The organism is Neisseria sp. DTU_2020_1000833_1_SI_GRL_NUU_006 (assembly GCA_032388755.1).
Taxonomy (GTDB): domain Bacteria; phylum Pseudomonadota; class Gammaproteobacteria; order Burkholderiales; family Neisseriaceae; genus Neisseria; species Neisseria sicca_C.
This window is the reverse complement of record CP135593.1, coordinates 2,270,273-2,292,108: the sequence shown is the minus strand read 5'-3', so window position 1 is coordinate 2,292,108 and position 21,836 is coordinate 2,270,273. Positions and strand designations below refer to the sequence as shown.

The following is a 21,836-nucleotide window of genomic DNA, read 5'->3' as shown; positions in this document are numbered from 1 at the left end:
TACTTTGAAAGTAACAGGGCTTTTTTGTTGCCCGTCGTTTAAGGGGTACCGCTATGAAAGACAAGATGGAAGATATCAAGAAAGCGTTTGCCGCCGACATGGCGGACGCGCAAGCGGACGGCAAGGCGGCGGCAGACGCTTCAAATCTTCCCCCTTATCTAACAGGGGGTACAGAATCCGAAGACGTCGGCACATTCCAAGAAGCCTTTGAATGTTACGAAACCTATATCTTAGACGGTAAAGGCAACCTCTTAGGCGTTCCGCTCCGTCGCGGTGTATCCGATTCAGCCTTTATCGACCAAATCAGTTTTTCATTTCACGAAAAAACCTTTTTCGACAAATACGGTGTCCGTGTAAGCCTTTTGGAAGACGAAGATTTCATCCGCGCTGCCTCCATGCTCGCCGAAAGAAGTTTTCGGTTTCGGTATCTACAAAGAGTCCAAAGGTTCGGGCGGTCGTTTCTATGAGCGTTGCTGGTTGATGGGTTCGGAAGACGCCCTGTACGGTCGCGTCCATTTTGGCGGCCAACAAAATACCATTCTTTTCGAACTCACCGGCACAGGTTGCGGCGTCGCAAAAGAAGGCTGGGAATCCCGACTTTTCGCATTCCTGACCAATGCAATCCGCCCAAAAATAACCCGCGTTGACGTAGCCAAAGACTTTTTTAACGGCGAATACAGCCCGAACCAAGCCCGTGAAGACCGTAATAAAGGTCTGTTTACCTGCCATCACGTCAAACCAAAAGGCGAATGTTTGGGTTCCGACTGGGAAGAAGACGACGAAGCCAAAATGACTAAAGGCAAGACCTACGGTATCGGCTCCCGTGAATCGTCCAAATACGTTCGCGTCTATGAAAAAGGCAAGCAGTTGGGCGATAAAACAAGCAAATGGACGCGCTTTGAAATTGAATTCAAAGCAAAGCAAAGACATCGTTATCCCTTTCGAAGTTTTGCAGAATCCGGGTGAATATTTCGGCGGTGCATATCCGATTTGCGAACGCTTCGCACAAAAGGCAACGCGCATACACGCGGTTAAGGAAGATAAGGTCATTTCAGCCGACCGTTACCTTGAATGGGTGAAGAAGCAGTTCGGACGTGCGGCGAATGGTCTGAAATTCATTTTTCCCGAATTGGACAAAGCCAAACTGTTTGAACTGATTGAGCCGAATCATCACAAGCTGCCAAAGTCTTTGGCACCCGAAGCCTATGACTGCGCCTTTTTGAAAGCCCAAGCCATTCATGAGCAGCCTGCATTCAAACCGTATAAAGACCCTTTCGATATGTACGCATATTACGAGAATCTTGAAAAGCAGCTTGAGCAGCAAAAAGACGTCACAAATGAAGAAAGCTACAACAACTTTATCTACGACAAATTCGCAAGATTACCGTTTTCATGGGCTTAAAGCGTCTGCCCGCAAAGACGTTTAATCACACAAGGAAACCAAAAAATGAATATCCAACTTCAAGGCCACATCGTCGGCGTTAAAAAATTCAGCGGACAAATCGAAGGCAAGAACTTCGATTATTGCCGCCTGATTGTCGCCACGCCCTTAGACAGCTCCCAAGGTAACGCATTGGGCAGTTCTACCACTGAATACGATTTTGGCGGCTCTGCAAATTTCGAGCAGTTCCGAAACGCCCAATTTCCGATCGAAGCAAACCTAAACGTAGAAATCGTCACTACGGGCAAGACTCAAAAACTGAAAGTCATCGGTTTTCAAGCCGTTAAGAAAGGCTGATTGAATGCAGAAAGTCTATGTTGTCCAGTCCGTATCAACAGGGGACTTTCTGTATCTCTCCCCTGAAACGGGCGACATCGGACATACAAAATTAATCACGAACGCCGATTATTTCTACGACTTCGAAGAAGCCGTGAACGCCGGCTTAGAAGAAATCGGCAATCAATACGAATTTGTCGTATTCGGATTTTTGAAAGATTGAAAAATGAAACAGAAAGTGCCCCTCTCATTCAAATTAAGTTTGGGCGGGTTGGTTTTTTTCCTACTGGTTTTAATTGCATCAGTTTGGTACCTGTACGGTTAAAAGACTTGCGGTCAGTCTCAAAACAACCGCATCACTTTTTTATCAACCCTTATTGAAAGGAAAACGCTATGAAACTCTTAAACGTAGCAAAAAAATATGGCAATAAAGTTATTGCTGCAACAGCCCTGACAACCGCTTCCGCTTTGGCTGCTGCCGACGGCGTCGATTTGTCCGGTATCGGTACGACCGCTGCCACCGAGATTGCAAAATTTGCCGTAATGGTATCCGCAATCGGTGCTGCCGTTCTGTCGGTTATCGTGTTGATGCAAGGCTTCCGCATGGCCTTCAGCATGGTTAAAACGGCCAAATAACTGAAAGGGTAGGACATGGGGTATCGCGTCGGATTGCAATGCTTTTCTACAACGGAAGAAGCGCATGATTATGTATTGTCTCAAGTCCTACCTACCGTAACGGCGGATGGCAAAGTCGTACGCCCTTACAAAAACGGCAAAGACTGGTATTTGAACGAGCAGAAAATAAATTTAAGCTTTCCGCAATGCGAAATAGCCGAACAAATACAATTCGGCGTATTGGTCGGCGCGCCGTTCATAGTCTTATTGGTGCTCGTATTCGGTATCAGGATGATAAAACGGCTGATTGAATCGGTTACGGAGAATCAAGGGGGTGTAGATGATTGACTTTTGGTTTTTATACGGATTTGGCGCGGTCTGTTTGGCATCGCTGATATTTTTTTGATATTCAAAAAGGGTATAATCCCGACTTTCTGCAACTGTTAAGAAAGTTAGGATTATGTTTTATATTTCAGAAGAAGAATTGAGATTCAAAAAAGATACGAATCCCGATTATTTAAATGAAAAATTGTGTCATGTGTTTATAGCTGAAATGTTCAGACTTAAAGAAATTTATCCAATTTCTGATTTTAAGAACATGGTAAAAAAGCGCAGCCCAATATTTTTTAAATAGGACATATCTTGATGATATGTTAGTTTTTTTTGAAGATGGCTCGTATTTGAAATTTCAGTTTTTAGAACATGGCTTTGAATGCAAAGAGTTCTATGATGGTCAAATTTCAACGGCTTATTATTATGGCCGTTATTCTATTAGGATTTAATTTTAAAGTTCATGCTGAATTAGTTGTTGAACCGAATGGAAGAGTTCGTGTGCCTACTGGCGGATTTAATCAGAATGGCGTTAGAACTTGGCGTTATTTAGATAACGGTCGTGGCGGCATGGGTGGGAATATGTTCTATCATGAAATTGGTAGTAAATCCTTAGCTGTCCGCGAAGCCTCCACAGGCCTCCGCTCTGCCTCAACAGTTCCCGTAACCATCGAAAGCCGCGTCTCAAAATCCACAGTCTTCAGAAACCTCCTATCCCGTGCAAGATTAGGCGGCAAATACGCCGTCCAACGCGCCGCGGGCAAACTCGGTGCAGGTCTTTTAGGCGGTCCCGCCGGGTGGGCAATAACCGCGGCTCTGACAGCATATGACCTTGCCGCCCCGCACGCAGCTAGCGAAGGCTATTACTATGACGAAAAATACGAAGACTTCGTCAAGCCCGTAACCTATGTCTATTGCGTGGCAAGTTCGGGCGTATGTACCGACCAGCGAGTTCAAGAAACAGTCATGAATCCAAAAGCCGTATACGCGGATATGGGACCCAATCCATCAGATGCCGAAATCAATAAAAAACTGTGTTCTAAATTAGATGTTCAGCATTTCGGTTTTGAATATCCCGACCGTTTTAGTAAAAAAGACGCAAAATTCAACGCAAGAAAAGATACCTGTGAGGTTGAGTTTAATGTTTTGAAGGAAGTCGGTTTTTTGAGTCCGGGCAAAACGACCACATCGGAAACACGTGTAATGGAACGAGTACCCAAAGTCAAAGAGCCCCATACCGCAAAGCGTATTTGATAAAGCCGTCCAACCGTCGGCAGACGCCAGCCCGTCTAAATATGTCAACGCAACCGCAAATCAAGATGGCAGTGTTCCGGGCGAATCACAGGGAAATCCAACCGTACCGAATGGCACAGTAGTAACCCTCGGCCCTGCAACCGGACCTGATAATAAGCCAGTACAGGTAACAATCAATTTTAGAACAGGTTCAGACGGCAATACATCGGCAGACGTAAAAGTAACCCCGCGACCCGACCTCACACCGGGCAGTCCTGCCGCTCCGAATTACACGCCTGCTCCCGTCCCTCCGCCTGCAACAACCCCTACAACAACACCGGGCGATAATGGCAAACCCGATGGACAGCCGAATAAAACACCTGACGACAATCCGAAGGACAACCCTAAACCCGACCCCGACGACAGCCCTAGCGGCAAAGACAAACCAAAACCCGACGATAAGCCCGACCCTGACGGCAAAGACTATCCAAAAAAGGACGAAAGACCTAAAGAGGACGATAAGCCAAAGGAGGACGGAGGTTTGCTCTGTAAAGTGTTCCCGAACATTTTGGCCTGTGATGAATTGCCCGAAAAAGAAGAACCCAATTTAGAGATTCCTCAAGAAACTATCGATTTGAACTTCACACCTGACAATACCTTTAGCGAGTATGGCGAATGCCCTGCTCCCGTAACGTTTCAGGCGTTGGGCGCGGAATACAAAATCAGTCTTGAGCCGGCGTGTAATTTAGCTGCCATGATGCGCCCCTTTATTATCGCAATGGCTTGGCTGGTGGCTTCGTTCTTCGTGGCCAGAGTTGTCAGAAATAACGCATAGGGGGATTTATGAAATTTTTAGCTGCTCTTGCTCCATATTTGATAAACCATGTTGTCAAATACATTCTGACTGCCTTAGGGGTGTCTATAATTACCTATGTTGGTTTTGACGCCCTTATGAGTAATCTCAAAAATCAATTTATAAGCAGCATGGGGGCGGTTCCCGCCGGCGCGATCCAAATTTTTTATATCGCAGGTGGCGGCGTGGTTTTGAACATCATGTTTGGGATGTTAGCCTTTGTCGTTACTTTTAAAACCCTGTCTAAATTAAGCTTCGGCAAGAAAGGATAAAGATGGCAGCCATTACCCTGATTACAGGTAAACCAAGAATAGGCAAAACCGCTTTTGCTGTCGAACTGCTTATGTTTGATGACTTCTATAAAGGTCGAAAAATTTTCTCCAACATCAACGGCCTTTTGATAGACCATCATAAACCGCCGGAAGGGCATAGCTGGGAAGACATGCATGAATGGCTGAAATGGAGAGAGAATATAGGCTCTGTCGTCATATATGACGAAGTGCAATATCTATTCCCGACACGTTCCAGCGGTTCAAAAATGCCTGAAAACGTCGCCTTTTTGAACATTCACGGCCATTACGGTATCGACATGATACTAATCACACAATCGCCCAAGTTGCTTGACGTGAATTTGCGCGAAGTCGTGAATAAGCATATCCATATAGCTGCAAACAAAATGGGTGGCCTGACAAGGTTGGAATGGAACGAAGTAGCCTTAAACCCAACTCAACAGGCAAGAAACGCCTTGTCCAGTTCGCATAAAATCAGACAGGAGGTTTTTGAATACTACAAATCCGCCGAAGTGCATACCGCCCATTCGCATGTCAAATCAAGGTGGTATTACGTAATAATTGCCATGTTGTTTATTCTGCCGTGTATCTTAGGTTTGGTCGGATTCATGGGCTATAAGATGTATCAGGGCTACAAAGAAAAAGCAGGAATATCGGCACAGGCCGAAGAAGCAAAACAAGATACAGGTTTTAAAAATCCGCTTGACCCTGAAAGCCAAAAGGAAATGATGCCGCAAAGCGGAATTCAGGGGCAAAACCTAAAACCTGAAGACTTCGTTCCAACGCTCGCCGAAAAGCCCGAAAGCAAACCCATTTACAACGGTGTCCGCCAAGTCAAAACATTTGAGTACCCTGTTGGCTGCGTTGATGGCGGCAAAAGCGGCTGTACCTGTTATTCAAGCCAGGGCACACCGCTGAAAGAAATCACTAAGGCAATGTGCAAAGACTATGCCAAAAACGGCTTGCCGTTTAATCCTTACAAAGATGAGCAGCAAACCGTACAACAGTCCCAAACAGCCCAACAGACCGCCTATGAGCCTGAAAACAACCAAGTCATCACAATGGGCGGGCAAAGCCCCAAAAATTTGATGTACGACGGTTACGCCGAAGCAGGACAACAGTTTGCACAACGCGGCGGGGTTGTAGGTACTCAATGAAATAAAGGTCGTCTGAAATTCAGACAACCTTTTTTATTATGTTTTATTTAAAGATAAATATTATGTTTTTTGTTTGGTTTCAATGATATGGTTTTTGCCTGGCGAAATTTTCATTAATATATCTAAAAGGCGATTTTTATTTTTAAGGAATTGGGATTTAAAGAGTCAAGGGGGAAGTTTTGTAAAGATTGGGAGTGTTTTTTGCCCAATCTTTATGAATACCCCCTTTACTCTTTAAAGCACAAAATTACGCTTGTGGTAGGTGGGCAGGAAGGGTTTTATTTCCTGCCCGCCTGCCACGTGGCGAACGCCCCCGGAGGGTCGCCGAAGGCAAACTTAATGCTATACTGAAACTCGGCAAAGGATTAGCTACCCTATGCCGAAGCCGTCCATCCTGACAACGACCAAGCCTAAAGGCTGTCAAGAAGATTAGGCGGACGGCTTTATTGTTTGTGAAATTGAGTAGTATCAAAGAACTGAGATTCTGAATAAGTAAGGGTAATCAACTATGCGAAACGCCGTAGGACTTGACATATCAAAGACCACATTTGACGCAACCGCCATCATTGGCGGTATCGAAAGGTCAGCCAAGTTTGATAACGACAGCAAAGGCTTTGAGCAGTTCAAGCACTGGCTGACAGAATTAGGCTGTATTGACGCGCATATCTGCATGGAAGCGACGGGCAACTACTACGAAGGCATAGCCGACTACATAGGCAGCCTGTACAAAGTATCAGTCGTCAACCCGCTGAAAATCAGCAAATACGCCGAAAGCAGGTTTACCCGAACCAAAACAGACAAACAAGACGCCAAACTGATAGCCGAATACTGTCAGACAGCCAAAGCCCAAGACCTCGTGATCAGAAAACCAGTCATAAACGAAGGCTACAAACTAAAACGGCTCTCCGCTCTCTATGCCCAACTGACCGCAGACAGCACCGCCCAGAAAAACAGACTCGAAGCCGCAAAAGACACCTTTGTCGTCAAAATCTGCGAAAGCAACATCAAGCATTTGCAGCGGCAAATAAAGGCAGTCAAAAAAGAACTGGAGAAACTCACGAAGCAACCCGCATTGAAAGAACAGACCGACAGACTGGCCACCATACCCGCCATCGGCAGGCTGACCGCCGTCATGCTGCTGAACTACCTTTCGGGCGCGGATTTCCAAACATCAAACAAGTTTGCAGCGTTCGCCGGATTAACGCCCCAAATCAAAGATTCAGGAACATCGGTAAGAGGCAAACCAAGCCTGACCAAGTACGGCAACCGAAGACTACGCGCCTTGCTCTTCATGCCCGCCATGGTCGCCTATCGGATAAAGGCATTCCCCGATTTCATCGCCCGCCTTGAATCCAAGAACAAACCCAAAAAGGTCATCCTTGCGGCCATCATGCGCAAACTTGCCGTCATCGCCTACCACGTCCACAAGAAAGGCGAAAACTACGACCCGACCCGATATAAAGCAGCGTGAATGAACCAAAAAAATCACGGCATTTCAAAAAAATGAAACGCCGTGACATCATTGCGTGCAAATATTACTCAATTTAAATATTATGCAAATCAATGGTTTGTAAATTAAGTGTAAAGATGATATTGTCAACTAAAGTAGTATCTTCTTGTTTGAAAGTTTCCGCCAAAGGGCGTTTATCGCGGGTGTGCCAATCCAGTCCGCAAGCTTCAAACTTTTTGATTTTCCTCATGAAATAATCATTAGCTGCGGTACGGTAAGCATTATCGTCAACAGAATAACTCCCGTCTGCCAAACGTGTTCCGCGGAAATCCTCGATAGAAGGCGGCGGCTCGCCTTTAATTTCCCAAAAATCTATTGCTGCCGGCTTTTTGGGCTTACACCAGCCCGATAAGGACTCACATGGATACCAGCCCATCAACCGACAACCCGTTAAGGACAAACCAAGCAAAACAACCGAGATAATCTGTTTTATTGACTGTCTTTCCCTTTTGGTTCCCGTCTGCCGAAAATCGCGCTGCCAATGCGCACATGCGTTGCGCCGCATGCGACTGCCACAGACATGTCTCCGGACATCCCCATCGACAATACATCCGCGTGGACACCCGCCGCGTTCAGGTCGGCGAGCAGTTGCTGCATGGTTTGGAACTGAACACGCAATGCTTCATCATCGCTGTCAGCTTTGGCGACACACATCAACCCGCGCACAACCACATTCGGCAACTTCGCTACTTCTACCCCCAGCACGACCGCTTCATCGGGCGCAACGCCGTGTTTCGCCTCCTCGCCCGCGATATTGACTTCGATGCACACCTGCAAAGGCGGCATTTCGGGCGGACGCTGTTCAATCAGGCGGCGGGCGGTTTTCAGACGACCTATCGTATGCACCCAATGCGCGCGTTCGGCGACAAATTTGGTCTTGTTCGACTGCACATCGCCGATGACGTGCCAAACAATGTCGGGCAAATCCGCGAGCGTTTCCGTTTTTTCGTACCACTCCTGAATATAGTTTTCGCCAAAATCACGCTGCCCTGCGGCATATACCTCGCGGATGTCGTCTGAAGGGAAGGTTTTGCTGACGGCAATCAGACCCACTTCGCCCGCCTGCCTGCCCGCCTTTTGCTCGGCTTCGGCAATGCGGCGGCACACCTCCGCATAATTTTGTTGCAATACCGACATGATTTCTTCCTTTATTACATCAATTACAGCGATTTTGAAAATTTTACTTGGTCTGAACGGTTTATGTATTTAAAATAATACAATTTATCGGAACCTGAACAGGGAAATGCCCGGCATTCCGCGTCCGCATTTTAAATCGGGTTCCGCCTCATTATTCTAAACTAAAACAAGGCCACATTATGCAGATTACCGACTTACTCGCTTTCGGCGTCAAAAACAAAGCTTCCGACCTTCACTTAAGCGCCGGAATGTCCCCCATGATCCGCGTTCACGGCGACATCCGCCGCATCAACCTGCCCGAAATGTCCGCCGAAGAAGTCGGCAACATGGTTACTTCGGTCATGAACGACCACCAGCGCAAACTGTTCCAACAAGATTTGGAAGTGGACTTCTCCTTCGAGCTGCCCAACGTCGCCCGTTTCCGTGTCAACGCATTTACCTCCAACCGCGGCCCTGCCGCCGTCTTCCGTACCATTCCGAGCGACGTATTGACACTGGAAGACCTGCGCGCACCGCGTATTTTCCAAAAAATCGCCGACAACCCGCGCGGCTTGGTATTGGTAACCGGCCCGACCGGTTCCGGTAAATCCACCACGCTGGCGGCAATGATCAACTACATCAACGAAACCCAACCCGCACACATCCTCACCATCGAAGACCCGATCGAGTTCGTCCACCAAAGTAAAAAAGCCCTCGTCAACCAGCGCGAACTGCACCAACACACCCACAGCTTCGCCAACGCCCTGCGTTCCGCATTGCGTGAAGACCCCGACGTGATCCTCGTGGGCGAGATGCGCGACCCCGAAACCATCGGCCTCGCGCTGACTGCCGCCGAAACCGGCCACTTGGTATTCGGTACGCTGCACACCACCGGCGCCGCCAAAACCGTGGACCGTATCGTCGACGTATTCCCTGCCGGCGAAAAAGAAATGGTACGTTCCATGCTGTCCGAATCCCTGCGCGCGGTCATTTCGCAAACCCTGCTGAAAACCCGCGACGGCAACGGCCGTGTCGCCGCACACGAAATCCTCATCTCCACCCCCGCAGTGCGCAACCTGATCCGCGAAAACAAAATCGCCCAAATCAACTCCGCGCTGCAAACCGGTCAATCACACGGCATGCAAACCCTAGACCAAGCGCTGCAAACCCTCGTCCGCCAAGGTACCATCAGCCCCGACGTAGCCCGCAGCAAAGCGCAAAACAGCGACAGCATGACCATCGTCTGATAAACACATTCCATTATCGGGAACAAACCAGGTCGTCTGAAAACGCAGTTTACACAACGAGGAAGCCCGTTTCCCGTTTTCAGACGACCTCCGCAAGGCAGGCACAACACCCAATAACAAACAAACCGCCCGCCGGTCTCAATATTCACTTACTGATAAAGAGTACACAAAATGAGCGAAACAACTCCTTTACACGACTTACTCAGCGAAATGGTGCAAGCCTACTCGCAAAAAAACCAACCGCCGCACATCCCCACCCCCGCCGAAATCGGCACACACCTCCATCCCCTGCTCGACCGCATGTGCGTCGAAGCAGAAAAACGCGGCGCATCCGACATCTTCATCAGCGCAGGCTTCCCGCCTGCCGTCAAAGTCAGCGGCACCCTAACCCCCGTCCCGCACAAAGCCCTGACCGGCGAAGACACAGCCGCCATCGTCGAATCCACCATGAACCCCGAGCAGCTTGAAACCTTCAACCGCGAATGGGAACTCAACTACTCCGTCCAATCCCGCAGCAACACCCGTTACCGTGTCAACGCCTACCACGAACAAGGCCGCGTCGGCATGGTCTTGCGCCGCATCAACCAAGAAATCCCCGAAATGGAGAGCCTCGGCCTGCCCGCCAAACTCAAAGACCTCTCCCTTTCCCCGCGCGGCCTGCTGATCCTTGCCGGCCCGACCGGTTCCGGTAAATCGACCACCATGGCATCCATGCTCGACTACCGCAACCACAAAATGCCCGGCCATATCGTCACCATCGAAGACCCGATCGAATTCATCTACAAACCCCGCCGCAGCATTTTCACCCAGCGCGAAGTCGGGATCGACACCAACGACTGGAAAATCGCCGTCCAAAGCGCGATGCGTCAAGCGCCTGACGTCGTCTGTATCGGCGAGGTGCGCAGCGAAGCCAGTATGGAATACGCCCTCCAGCTTGCCCAAACCGGCCACTTGTGCGTCTTCACCATCCACGCCAACACCGCCGCCCAAACCATCGAGCGTATCATCAACTTCTACCAAGAAGACCGACGCAAACAAGTCCTCATGGATTTGGCGCTCAACCTGACCGGCATCATCGGCCAACGCCTCGCCATCAAGAAAAACCGCAGCCAGCGTACCGCCGTCGTCGACCTGCTGCTCAACACACCCGCCATGCAGGATTTGATTTTCAAAGGCGAACTCATGGAAATCCGCGAACTCATGATGCGCTCCGGCACAGACGGCATGCAGACCTTCGACCAACACCTGTTCGAACTCTACATCCAAGGTCAAATCGAATACGACGAAGCCCTGCGTCAAGCCGTTTCCACCAACGACCTGCGCCTGCGCATCCAAATGCACGAAGAAGGCAACGACCCCGACCGCCTCTACGACCGCATCAGCGATTTGAACCTGATTTCGTAAACACCCGATTTCAGGTAAGACAAAGGTCGTCTGAAAACCCAAGAACCAAGTTTTCAGACGACCTTTGTTATAGTGGATTAAATTTAAACAGGACAAGGCGACGAAGCCGCAGACAGTACAGATAGTACGGTACGGCAAGGCGAGGTAACGCCGTACCGGTTTAAAGTTAACCCACTATATTTCCTCGAGACCTTTGATCATTTCGTCCAGCAAACCGGATGCTGTTGTTTCCCTTCTTTTAGTTATAGGGATGATTTGCTTTTACGCTCGCTGGGTTTGCATTTATCCGCATCCGCAGGACGGATCGGATTTGGCGTAAGGCGGCGTGAGCCTCAGGTCGTCTGAAAACTATGTTAGTATGCGGCAGATTTGAATTTCAGGACAAAATGATGAACCGATTGTGCACATTGCTGACCAGCTTGTGGCTGGGTATGCAGGTAATGGCGGGCTATGTTGCCGCCCCGATTTTATTTGAACGGCTTGGCAAACAGGAAGCAGGCAATATCGCCGGCGTGCTGTTTTCAATCAACAATTATTTCGGCCTACTCGCCTGGACAATGGCTTGGCTGGTAGTGCGGAGTGAGCGCAACCGTTCATTTTCCGACAACGGCAAAGTCGCGCCGAAATTCATTATCCTCCTTCTGCTGCTGACCGCGTCCAACCAATTCCTGATAAGTCCTGTTATCGCAGCACACAAGGCGGGCACGGAAAACTGGCTGCTTTCGTTATTGGGCGGCTCTTTCGGCATGTGGCACGGCATTTCCAGCATCATTTATCTGATATGCAGCGTCTTGGGCTTAGGTTTGCTGTGGCGTTATTTGAAATTCGAAAACAATTAGCTATCTATATGGTCGCATTTCCTTTTAAAAAACCTTGCCTTGTTCTTTAATAGCTCGAGCTTCTTCATCAGAATTTTTTCATTTCTTCGGCGGCGGGTTACTCCATGATTTATCCTTCGTATCAAGAAATCAGAGAAACCATTCAAGCCCGACATAACAAAGGTCGTCTGAAAACTCAAAACAAAATTTTCAGACGACCTTTCTCTCCCTTATGGCAATAAAGCCACACTAACCAATGTAAACCGACTTTCAACCTACCATCATTTTTATATAACCCGAAGTCGTAACCGATTGCTCCATCTTCACTCAAAAACGTTCATAAATCTTGATACTTTTCATCGTACTTTACGCAAATTAAAAATCACGCATCTGATTTTTCAGACGACACAAATTCAGCAGTTCCAACAAATTACAAACGTTAAGTACTTGCGAAAATGGGTAACGCCTCGGCAAAGGCGGTTGCGGCTCATCCGCAAGCATCCGATACTGGATTTGTCGGAAGCAGAAACACGCTTCCTGTTTATCCGTGAAGGAGCATTATCATGAAAAAAACCCTACTGACTGTTTTATTGGCTACCGCTTCCGCCATCACTTTCGCTGACGGTTCTTTTACCGGCGCAGGCTTGGAAGTCGGCGCGGGCGCAACCAAAAGCGATGTCCGCAATGTCAATCTGAACGAAAAAACCAAAGGCGACGTCGCCGTACGCGGCAGCTACAACACACAATTCGGACAAACCAACTGGATTGGCGGCGTTGAAGCCGGCGTCAAACCGCTGAACCGCAAAATCGCAGGCAATGCGAAACAAAAAGTCGATGCCAACGTTTCCTACGTCCAAGGCTACCGTTTCAATGACGATGTGATGGCCTACGGTAAAGTCGGCTACCACTACGGCCGCTTCGACAATCTGGGCGCGAAACGCAACAATATGAACGGTCTCGGCTACGGCGTAGGCGCGAAATACGCCGTTGCACCGAATGTCGAAGTCGGCGCAGAATGGGAGCAAACCCGTTATAAAAAAGACGGCTTGAAAGTCCGCAATAACAGCTACATGGCTACTGTCGGCTACCGCTTCAAATAATCTTTTTTAAACAGACAAAGGTCGTCTGAAACCCAAATCTTGGTTTCAGACGACCTTTTTTATCAGCATTTCCGATTTGGATTGACGATATAGCCGACTGCTCAGCTCATCATTCGTGTGCAGGAATGATGATAATAGATACCGCATAAAAAACCAAACGGACCGTTATACCGATTGCTGATTTGCTGTTTTTCAGTCGGTAAAGAAGGTATGCGCGCCCAAATAATTCTTCGCGTAAAACGGGCTGGAGAGTTTTTCGGTTTTAATGGTTTTGCCGCTGCTTGGCGCATGGATGAATTCACCGTTGCCGATGTATAGGCCGACGTGCGAATATTTGTCCGCGCCGCCTGTGTTGAAGAAAACGAGATCGCCTGCCTTAAGGCGGCTGTCGGGGATTTTACGGCTGGCCGCCGCCATATCGCGGGCGGTGCGCGGCAGGCTGACACCGAGGGCGTTTTTATAGACAAATTGAATCATGCCGCTGCAATCAAAACCGGTAGAAGTAGTGCTGCCGCCCCATTTGTACGGCGTACCGATAAGACCCATGCTGTGCAGCATCAGCTCTTGCGAACCTTGTGTGTGGTCGATATTGCTGATGCGGACGGGTTGGACTTTTCGGGCAGAAGCGTGGGTGTTGGCCGTCGGACGGTGTTTGCCTGTTGAGAAGCCGCATGAGGCAAGAAGAGGGATTAAGGCGGCGGTCAGGATAGTTTGAAATATGTGTTTCATGATGGTTAACCTTTATGAGTAACACTGATTGTAGTCTTTTTAAGGTCGTCTGAAACCTGAATTTTGGTCTTCAGACGACCATTTATGAAATGAAAGTTGGTTTGGGAAAACTCAAGTACGTGAGCTTTGCCTGCGAACTTGCCGTCTGCAAATCTAAATCCGTTATACCTGTTATTTATCTCGTGGGTAGAATCCACGCTACGGATGGTTGTAACGGTAACTTATCCCTTCCCCCGTCTGGCGGGGAAAGGTTAGGATGGGGGTGGGTTTGTGGGTTTGTGGGTTTAGGTAAAATCGGATTTGTGTAGCCGTAAGATCCACCCGCTGCCCAGCCCTCTCCCGCCAGACGGGCGAGGGGGCAGGCTGCAGGTTAAAATTAAGGTCGTCTGAAAATTTTGAGATTTTAGTTTAGAAAAACTTGTTCATGCTCGTTTTCAGACGACCTCGTTTATTCAATCAAAACTGGTTTGGGATAACTGAACCCGTAGCGTGGGCTTTGCCCTCGAAATCCACTATCTGACAACCCGAATCCGGAAACCGTGTCTGTTATTTATCTCGTGGATAAAACCCACGCTACGGGTGGCTGCAACGGTAACCTGTTCCTTCCCCCGTCAGGCGGGGGAAGGTTAGGATGGGGGTGGTTTTGTGGGTTTAGGCAAAATCGGCTTCGTGTAGCCCATAAAGCCACCCTCTCCCCAGCCCTCTCCCGCCGGATGGGAGAGGGAGCAGGTTGTCTGAATCGGGAACTGTGTCTGTTATTTATAGTGGATTAAATTTAAATCAGGACAAGGCGGCGAAGCCGCAGACAGTACAGATAGTACGGAACCGATTCACTTGGTGCTTCAGCACCTTAGAGAATCGTTCTCTTTGAGCTGAGGCGAGGCAACGCCGTACCGGTTAAAGTTAATCCACTATATTTCGCGTGCAAAGCCCACGCTACTAAAAAGGTCGTCTGAAAATTTTCAGACGACCTTTTTCAATGAACCAACGCGTTTATTCCCCGCCTTCGGCAATCTGCTTCAAACGATACAAAGCATCCAAGGCTTCGCGTGGGGTGAGGTCGTCGGGGCGGATTTGGTTTAGGGCTTCGGCGAGTGCGTGGTGGACGGGGTTTTCTTGGCTTGCGGCGGTTTGGGATTCTATATCCGCCGTTTCGTCTGGACTAAACCCGCTGTATTCGTTTTCAGACGACAGGGTGCTGAAGATGTCCAACTGCGGGCGGACGGCGGCGGCTTGGGCTTCGAGTTCGTCCAGATGTTTTTGAGCGGCTTTGAGGGCGCGGTTGGGCAGGCCGGCGAGTTTGGCGACGGCGATGCCGTAGCTTTTGCTGGCGGGGCCGGGTTCGATGTGGTGGAGGAAGACGATGTCTTGTCCCTGTTCGAGTGCGGAGAGGTGCATGTTGACCGCCGTTGCGTGGGCTTCGGGCAGTTTGGTCAGCTCGAAATAGTGGGTGGCGAAGAGGCTGAAGGATTTGTTTTTTTGCAGCAGGTGTTCGGCGATGGCGTGTGCGAGGGCGAGGCCGTCGAAGGTGGAGGTGCCGCGTCCGACTTCGTCCATGAGGACGAGGGATTGGTCGGTGGCGTGGTGGAGGATGTAGGCGGTTTCGCTCATTTCGACCATGAAGGTGGAGCGGTTAGAGGCAAGGTCGTCGGAAGCGCCGATGCGGGTGAAGATTTGGTCGATGGGTCCGATTTGGGCGGCGTCGGCGGGGACGAAGCTGCCGGTGTGCGCCATAAGGACGATGTGGGCGACTTGGCGCATGTAGGTGGATTTGCCGCCCATGTTGGGGCCGGTCAGGAGCATGAGGCGGTGTTTGTGGTCGAGGCGGGTGTGGTTGGCGGTGAAGTGGCGCACTTGTTGCTCGACGACGGGATGGCGGCCGTTTTCGATATGGATGACGGGGTAGTCGGCGAACTCTGGGCAGACGAAGCCGCGTTCGGCGGCGGTAGCGGCGAAGGTGGAGAGTACGTCGAGGGCGGCGGCGGCTTTGGCGGCTTTTTGAAGCTGGGGAAGGGTCGTCTGAATGTCTTTGAGGAGGGCTTCAAACAGGCGTTTTTCCAATGCCAATGCCTGCTCTTGCGCGGTCAGGACTTTGTCTTCGAAGGTTTTGAGTTCGGGGGTGATGAAGCGTTCGGCGTTTTTCAGGGTCTGGCGGCGTTTGTAGTCGGCGGGGGCTTGTTCGGCCTGGACTTTGGATAGCTCGATGTAGAAACCGTGGACGCGGTTGAACTCGACTTTGAGGGTGGAGAGGCCGGTGCGTTCGCGTTCGCGCGCTTCGAGGTCGAGCAGGAATTCATCGCCGTGGTTTTGGATGTGGCGCAACTCGTCGAGTTCTGTGGAATAGCCTTGGTTGATGACGCCGCCGTCTTTGAGCCAGACGGCGGGTTCGGGCATCACGGCGGCTTTGAGGGTTTCGGCGACGGGCAGGGTTTCGGGGAAAACGGCTTTGAGGGTTTCCAAAAGGCTGCTGCCCTCGGCGGACAGTTCGATTTCGGACAGGGCAAACAGGCTGTCGCGCAGGGCGGCGAGATCGCGCGGGCGGGCGTTGCCGACGGCGATGCGGGCGGCGATGCGTTCGATGTCCGCGATGTTTTTCAGACGGCCTTGCAGGGTTTCGTATTGCGAACCCAGTGCGGCAACGGCTTCTTGGCGGGCGCGGATGTGGGCGCGGCTGCGTAAGGGGTGGTGCAGCCAGAGTGCCAAGAGGCGGCTGCCCATGTGGGTGGCGCAGCCGTCGAGTATGGAAAACAGGGTCGGCGATTTTTTGCCGGAGAGGGTTTGCGTGATTTCGAGATTGCGGCGCGTGGCGGCGTCCATACCGATATATTGGCTGTCGGTTTCGAGCGAAATGCCGTCGAGGTGTTGCGGCATCAGGTTTTGCGTCAGGCGGATGTAGTTCAACAGCGCGCCCGCCGCACCGACGGCGGCTTCGTGTTCCTTGCCGTCCAAACCGAAGCCGTGCAGGTCTTGGCAGCCGAAGTATTCGGTCAGCAATTTCGCGCCCGCGTCGGCGGCAAACTGCCACGAATTCAGGCGCGTGATGTTGGCGGAGGTCGTCTGAAAACCATTAGGCAGGCTTTTGCCTTCGGGCAACAGGATTTCCGCCGCCTGCAAACGCGCCAGCTCGTCGGCGAGTTTGTCCGCCGTCGTCAGCTTGGTTTTGAATTCGCCGCTTTGCAAAGATGCCCACGCGATGGCGATGTGTTTTTTATCCGCGTTCACCGCCGCGATGCGGTTGGTTTCCTTGTCTTCCAAAAACGCCGCGTCGGTCAGCGTGCCGGGCGTAACGATGCGCACGACTTTGCGCTCCACCGGCCCTTTGCCCGCGCCGACTTCGCCCACCTGCTCGCACACCGCCACGCTTTTGCCCATCTTCACCAGCCGCGCCAGATACTGCTCCGCCGCGTGAAACGGCACGCCCGCCATCTTAATCGGCACGCCCGCCATCTGCCCGCGCGTAGTCAGGGTGATGTCCAACAGCTTCGCCGCTTCCACCGCGTCATCCAAAAACAGCTCGTAAAAATCGCCCATGCGGTAAAACACCAGCTTGTCGGCGTGCTGCGATTTGATGGCGAGATACTGCTGCATCATCGGGGAAACGGCGGATTTGCTCATGGGAATGCCTTGCAAAACGGAAAAGCCTTATTGTAGCAAAAGGTCGTCTGAAACCCTAATAGACGGTATTAATATAACCATTTGATTTTAAAATAAGTGATGTCTGCATACACAGTCTGATACAGTCAATACAAAAGACATTCAGGCACAGTTTTGACACAAGTTTGGCGCTTAAATGCATATTTTTAGAAGCAATACTTAAGCATCCCAATTGTCGGGAGGGTTAAGTATTGCTTTTTTTGGGCAAAAGGAGAGTGAATGAAAAGAACTTTATTAACCGGCCTTGCTGCCGGTTTTTTTGCGTTTTCGGCGCACGCGGAGCAGTTGACCTTTCCGCAATACGCGGCGTTGGTTGAGAAACACGCAGCGGCGCAGGGGTTGGATAAAAATTTGGTATGGGCGGTCATCGGGCGTGAGAGCGCGGGCAAGCCTACTGCTTTGTCGCACAAAGATGCGCGGGGGCTGATGCAGGTTATCCCGCCGACGGCGGCCAAGATGGGGGTATCGCCCAAAATGCTGTACGACCCCGAACAGAACATCATCGCGGGAACGCGCTATCTGCGGTATTTGAGCCAAATGTTCAGGGGAAATATTGACCTGATTTTGGCCGGTTACAACGCAGGCCCGGGCGCGGTGCAGAAATACAGCGGGATTCCACCGTATGCGGAGACGCGGGCGTATGTGAAAAACGTGAAATACCGCTATGCGAAGTTGAGCGGTAATCCTGCCTATACCCATACGGACAGCGGCACTTTAATGAAAGCGGCTTACAAGCCCAAGCCCGTACCGGCTTCGGTGCAGCCTGCCGTTCAGACGGCCGTGTATGCCCAGCGTCAGAAGCAGTATGCAGAATGGGATATTTTCCAAGAGTTTTAATAGTGCCGGTGTCATGCCGGTTTTTTTGTCCGCCGCCTTTGCGCGGCTTTTTTTGTATGAAGGAATCAAAATGAATGAAATTCAACAACAGCAAACCGGCCATATTGCAGGAAAACCGGCTTCGGTCGGTAAGTGGGCATATCTGCTGCCGCTGGCAGCGTTCGCGCTCTTGTTTGCGGTGGATGCGTACGCGGCAGGTGGCGGCGGTTTGTCCAAGCTCAACTCCGAGGGCAAAGACTGGAGTAAGAACATTTACATCTTTATCGGCACCTGTGCCACCCTTTATCTGTTGTTTGCGGGGGTAAGAATTTGGTCAAACAAAGGCAGTTGGAGTGATTTTGGAGAGGCTTGTTTAAAAGTAATTGTGGTAGCTGCTGTCCCGACATTAGTTACTTATCTGTGGTCGCTTTACGGCTCTTGAGGCGGGGTTATGGGAAATAACGACTTTATTGACGTCGATACCGATCTGCCGTCATACAAGGCTTTGGAACGTGAGGCAACATTTTTGGGGATGCCGATGGTGCCGGTGGTTATGTCTGTCGGACTGCCGCTGTTGATAACCATGATGCTGTTGCCTTTCTTTCAGGCCAAGGCTTTTCTACTGCTGCTGTTTCCGCTGCCGGTTTTGGCTTTTATCTATACGCAGACACAACAGGACGACAAGGCTTTACGCATTATCGGCCTTTCAACTTTAAGTGTATTGCGCCGCCGCAATTACCGGCTGTTTGGCAAGACCAATACGGTTTTAGGCAGCAAATACGGAAGACAACGAGATGATTACAAACGATTTTTTGAGCAAGATTCTAAAGCGGCAACGCGGTCAGGAAGATAGCCTTCCTCGTTATAAGCAGCATATCAGCGAAAATGTGGTATTGCTGGAAAACAACCGCGTCGCGTTTACCTTTCGCCTCGAAGGGAGGCATTTTGAAGGTGTCAACGACCGCAATATTGTGTTGCAGTATCTCAATCTGAATCAGACTTTGGCAGCTGTCGGCAAAGAAAAAGGCAGCCGCCTCGCGCTCTGGTTGACACACCATCGCAAGCGTATCGATTTGAATCGGGAATACAGCTTCAATACCCTGTTTACGCAGACGTTTTATGAGCGTTATATGGAAAAAATCCGGCAGGACAGGTATTTTGAAAATATCTACTACATTACCTGTGTTCTCAAGTATGAAGACATCGATGATGCGGTAGCGGAAGCGGAAGAACTGATTGCGAAGCTGCGCGAACACTTGGAGGAATACGATCCGTATGTTTTAAAGGTGTACAAAAACAGTAAAGGTATTTTGTTTTCCGAGTTTTACGAGTTCATCGGGATGCTGTGCAACGGCACTTACGAGCCTATTCCCTTGGGTACGGCAAATGCCTACCGCACGATTCCGTCAGCCAACCTGCATTTCGGCGCGGAGCTGCTGGAAATGCGCAGTTCGGACAAAACCCGCTATGCCACGCTATATGACTTGAAAGAGTTTGGACAAACCAAACCCAAGATGCTGACAGATACGCTTTCGCTGCCTTGCGAGTTTGTGTTTACCCAAAGTTTTACCTACATCCGCCAAGCGACGATGATGAAAAAAATCGACGACCAGCTCAACAAACTTGAGTCGGTTGACGATCAGGCAACTTTTCAGCATGACGAGCTGACTGAGGCCAAAGGACATATGGCATCCGAGGAATTGATGTTTGGCGACTATCATGGTGCTTTGGTCGTGTTTGGCGATACGCCGAAAGAGGCTTATTCAAACGGCCAAACCGTTTCCGCCCGTTTTCTCAATACGGGCGGTTTTCGTTTTGTCCGCGCCTCTTTATCGGCGGAGTTTACTTTTTTCAGCCAGTTTCCGGCCGCTTCGGTCAAGCCGCGCCCGTTTCCCAAGGCGACAACCAATTTGGCCGCATCATTTCCTATGTTCAATTATGCACACGGCAAAAGCAGGGGCAATCCGTTGGGAGACGGCTCTGCCGTAATGCCGCTGAAGACCGACGGCGGCACGCTGTATGACTTTAACTTCCATTACACCGACCCTAAAGAAATTGTTGTCAATGGAGAGTATCCTGCCGGGCATACGCTGATTTTGGGTAAAACCGGCACGGGTAAAACCGTTACAGTAGCGGCGTTGTTGAGCTTTGCCGAGCGGTTCAACCCTTTTATTTTTGCGATGGACAAAGACAAGGGACTGGAAATTTTTATCCGCGCTATCGGCGGCACATACTTTGCGCTTGATGCGGGTGTTCCGACAGGGTTAAATCCGTTCCAGTGGCCTGATTCGCCGAGACTACGCGATTTCCTGTATGACTTGGTAGGTTCATGCGTGCGTCAGGGGCATAAGGAAAATACGGCGGAAGAGACAAAACAGATTCAGATGGCGGTGGATACCGTTATGAATTTGGATTTCCAACACCGCCGCATGGGTGCGCTGCTGCACTCCATCCCACCCAGCTCTGAAGAAAACAGTCTGCTGACACGCTTGGAAATTTGGTGTGGCAAAGGCCGTTTTGGTTGGTGTTTCGACAATCCGTCAAACCTGTTCAATCCCGATGAGTTTTTCCGCGTCGGCTTTGACTTGACTGACATCCTGAAAACCAACTACCGGCCGACCGAGCCGCTGCTTGCCTGCCTGTTCTACATGAAAAACATCATGCTGGATCGAGTGGCAAAAACCAGAAGCGCGTTGTTTACCGTGGTAGAGGAGTTTTGGCTGCCTGCGTCGTATCCGACGACTGCCCGCTTTATTCTCGATGGCCTGAAAACCGACCGTAAATTGGGCGGCCTACTGGTTTTGCCGACGCAATCGCCAAAAGATGCCATCGATTCGCCTATCTTCGATACGGTAGTAGAGCAGACCGTAACCAAAATTCTGCTGCCCAACCCGGCTGCCGAATACGAAGGCAATTACTCGCGCATCGGCCTGACGGAAAAAGAGTTTAGGGAAATGGTGAGATTGGGCGAAAAAAGCCGCACATTCTTGGTTAAACAAAACATGGGCAGCTCGCTGGCCAAGCTCAACCTGCAAGGTATGGATGAGGAAATCGCTGTTTTGTCGGGCAACTCCGCCAACGTGCATATCATGCACGAAGCCATGAAATCATGCGGCAGCGAAAAACCCGATGACTGGCTGCCGGTATTCCAGCAGATGCGTCGGGAAGCGCATGCAAGGCAGAAACAGGCCGAGAGCCTACTGGCTGTCTAAATCCGGCAACAGGCCGTCTGAAACGTTCAGACGGC

At 50.3% G+C, this 21,836-nt stretch carries 21 protein-coding genes and 1 pseudogene; 18 read left to right on the top strand and 4 right to left on the bottom strand.

Annotated elements, in window-relative coordinates; all coding sequences use genetic code 11:
• Positions 1–53: 53 nt before the first annotated feature.
• The 10 genes and pseudogenes from RSJ68_11215 to RSJ68_11170 all read left to right on the top strand — a co-directional run bounded on the left by RSJ68_11215 (position 54) and on the right by RSJ68_11170 (position 7,666).
• Positions 54–1,402 (top strand): annotated as a pseudogene (locus tag RSJ68_11215) (replication initiation factor domain-containing protein).
• A 45-nt stretch (positions 1,403–1,447) separates the two neighbouring features.
• Positions 1,448–1,738 carry a hypothetical protein gene (locus RSJ68_11210; GenBank protein WNU96965.1) on the top strand — a complete coding sequence of 97 codons (291 nt, stop codon included), beginning with the start codon at positions 1,448–1,450 and terminating at the stop codon, positions 1,736–1,738.
• A gap of 4 nt (positions 1,739–1,742) precedes the next feature.
• Positions 1,743–1,940: a hypothetical protein gene (locus tag RSJ68_11205; GenBank protein WNU96964.1), complete on the top strand. Its 198-nt coding sequence runs from the start codon at positions 1,743–1,745 to the stop codon at positions 1,938–1,940.
• A 170-nt stretch (positions 1,941–2,110) separates the two neighbouring features.
• A complete protein-coding gene (locus tag RSJ68_11200) occupies positions 2,111–2,353 on the top strand; it encodes a hypothetical protein (GenBank protein ID WNU96963.1) in 243 nt (80 codons plus the stop codon).
• A gap of 15 nt (positions 2,354–2,368) precedes the next feature.
• On the top strand, positions 2,369–2,680 hold the full coding sequence (locus RSJ68_11195) for a hypothetical protein (protein WNU96962.1): 312 nt from the start codon (positions 2,369–2,371) through the stop codon (positions 2,678–2,680).
• Between the two features lie 378 nt (positions 2,681–3,058).
• Positions 3,059–3,916, top strand: a complete 858-nt coding sequence (locus RSJ68_11190; protein ID WNU96961.1) for a hypothetical protein — start codon at positions 3,059–3,061, stop codon at positions 3,914–3,916.
• Positions 3,897–4,730, top strand: coding sequence for an IgG-binding virulence factor TspB family protein (locus RSJ68_11185; protein WNU98402.1), 834 nt, complete (start codon positions 3,897–3,899; stop codon positions 4,728–4,730). The genes RSJ68_11190 and RSJ68_11185 overlap by 20 nt, the downstream gene beginning before the upstream one ends.
• Before the next feature lie 8 nt (positions 4,731–4,738).
• The gene (locus RSJ68_11180; protein ID WNU96960.1) at positions 4,739–5,020 is read left to right on the top strand and encodes a DUF2523 family protein; all 282 of its coding nucleotides are present in this window, start codon (positions 4,739–4,741) and stop codon (positions 5,018–5,020) included.
• Between the two features lie 2 nt (positions 5,021–5,022).
• Positions 5,023–6,195 carry a zonular occludens toxin domain-containing protein gene (locus tag RSJ68_11175; GenBank protein WNU96959.1) on the top strand — a complete coding sequence of 391 codons (1,173 nt, stop codon included), beginning with the start codon at positions 5,023–5,025 and terminating at the stop codon, positions 6,193–6,195.
• 508 nt (positions 6,196–6,703) lie between these two features.
• Positions 6,704–7,666, top strand: a complete 963-nt coding sequence (locus tag RSJ68_11170) for an IS110 family transposase (GenBank protein WNU96958.1) — start codon at positions 6,704–6,706, stop codon at positions 7,664–7,666.
• 73 nt (positions 7,667–7,739) lie between these two features.
• Here the strand turns inward: RSJ68_11170 and RSJ68_11165 are convergent, their stop codons facing one another.
• Positions 7,740–8,081, bottom strand: coding sequence for an RNA-binding protein (locus RSJ68_11165; protein WNU96957.1), 342 nt, complete (start codon positions 8,079–8,081; stop codon positions 7,740–7,742).
• A 53-nt stretch (positions 8,082–8,134) separates the two neighbouring features.
• Positions 8,135–8,842: a YggS family pyridoxal phosphate-dependent enzyme gene (locus RSJ68_11160; protein WNU96956.1), complete on the bottom strand. Its 708-nt coding sequence runs from the start codon at positions 8,840–8,842 to the stop codon at positions 8,135–8,137.
• Between the two features lie 179 nt (positions 8,843–9,021).
• On the opposite strand from RSJ68_11160, the gene RSJ68_11155 reads away from it, so the two are divergent.
• From RSJ68_11155 to RSJ68_11140, 4 genes are all read left to right on the top strand, one after another.
• Positions 9,022–10,068, top strand: coding sequence for a type IV pilus twitching motility protein PilT (locus RSJ68_11155; protein WNU96955.1), 1,047 nt, complete (start codon positions 9,022–9,024; stop codon positions 10,066–10,068).
• Between the two features lie 171 nt (positions 10,069–10,239).
• The gene (locus RSJ68_11150; GenBank protein WNU96954.1) at positions 10,240–11,472 is read left to right on the top strand and encodes a PilT/PilU family type 4a pilus ATPase; all 1,233 of its coding nucleotides are present in this window, start codon (positions 10,240–10,242) and stop codon (positions 11,470–11,472) included.
• Between the two features lie 389 nt (positions 11,473–11,861).
• Entirely contained in the window at positions 11,862–12,311 is a 450-nt protein-coding gene (locus tag RSJ68_11145) for a DUF4149 domain-containing protein (GenBank protein ID WNU98401.1), read from the top strand.
• A gap of 542 nt (positions 12,312–12,853) precedes the next feature.
• A complete protein-coding gene (locus tag RSJ68_11140) occupies positions 12,854–13,390 on the top strand; it encodes a porin family protein (GenBank protein WNU96953.1) in 537 nt (178 codons plus the stop codon).
• A 192-nt stretch (positions 13,391–13,582) separates the two neighbouring features.
• Here the strand turns inward: RSJ68_11140 and RSJ68_11135 are convergent, their stop codons facing one another.
• Both RSJ68_11135 and mutS read right to left on the bottom strand, forming a co-directional pair.
• Positions 13,583–14,119, bottom strand: coding sequence for a C40 family peptidase (locus RSJ68_11135; protein ID WNU96952.1), 537 nt, complete (start codon positions 14,117–14,119; stop codon positions 13,583–13,585).
• A gap of 993 nt (positions 14,120–15,112) precedes the next feature.
• Complete coding sequence (gene mutS, locus RSJ68_11130; GenBank protein ID WNU96951.1) at positions 15,113–17,734, bottom strand: DNA mismatch repair protein MutS; 2,622 nt, start codon at positions 17,732–17,734, stop codon at positions 15,113–15,115.
• A gap of 258 nt (positions 17,735–17,992) precedes the next feature.
• On the opposite strand from mutS, the gene RSJ68_11125 reads away from it, so the two are divergent.
• From RSJ68_11125 to RSJ68_11110, 4 genes are all read left to right on the top strand, one after another.
• Positions 17,993–18,610, top strand: coding sequence for a lytic transglycosylase domain-containing protein (locus RSJ68_11125; protein ID WNU96950.1), 618 nt, complete (start codon positions 17,993–17,995; stop codon positions 18,608–18,610).
• A gap of 70 nt (positions 18,611–18,680) precedes the next feature.
• The gene (locus tag RSJ68_11120) at positions 18,681–19,031 is read left to right on the top strand and encodes a TrbC/VirB2 family protein (protein ID WNU96949.1); all 351 of its coding nucleotides are present in this window, start codon (positions 18,681–18,683) and stop codon (positions 19,029–19,031) included.
• Between the two features lie 9 nt (positions 19,032–19,040).
• Positions 19,041–19,442: a VirB3 family type IV secretion system protein gene (locus RSJ68_11115; GenBank protein ID WNU96948.1), complete on the top strand. Its 402-nt coding sequence runs from the start codon at positions 19,041–19,043 to the stop codon at positions 19,440–19,442.
• Positions 19,384–21,801, top strand: coding sequence for a conjugal transfer protein (locus RSJ68_11110; protein ID WNU96947.1), 2,418 nt, complete (start codon positions 19,384–19,386; stop codon positions 21,799–21,801). Before RSJ68_11115 ends, RSJ68_11110 begins: the two co-directional genes overlap by 59 nt.
• The last annotated feature ends 35 nt before the right edge of the window (positions 21,802–21,836 follow it).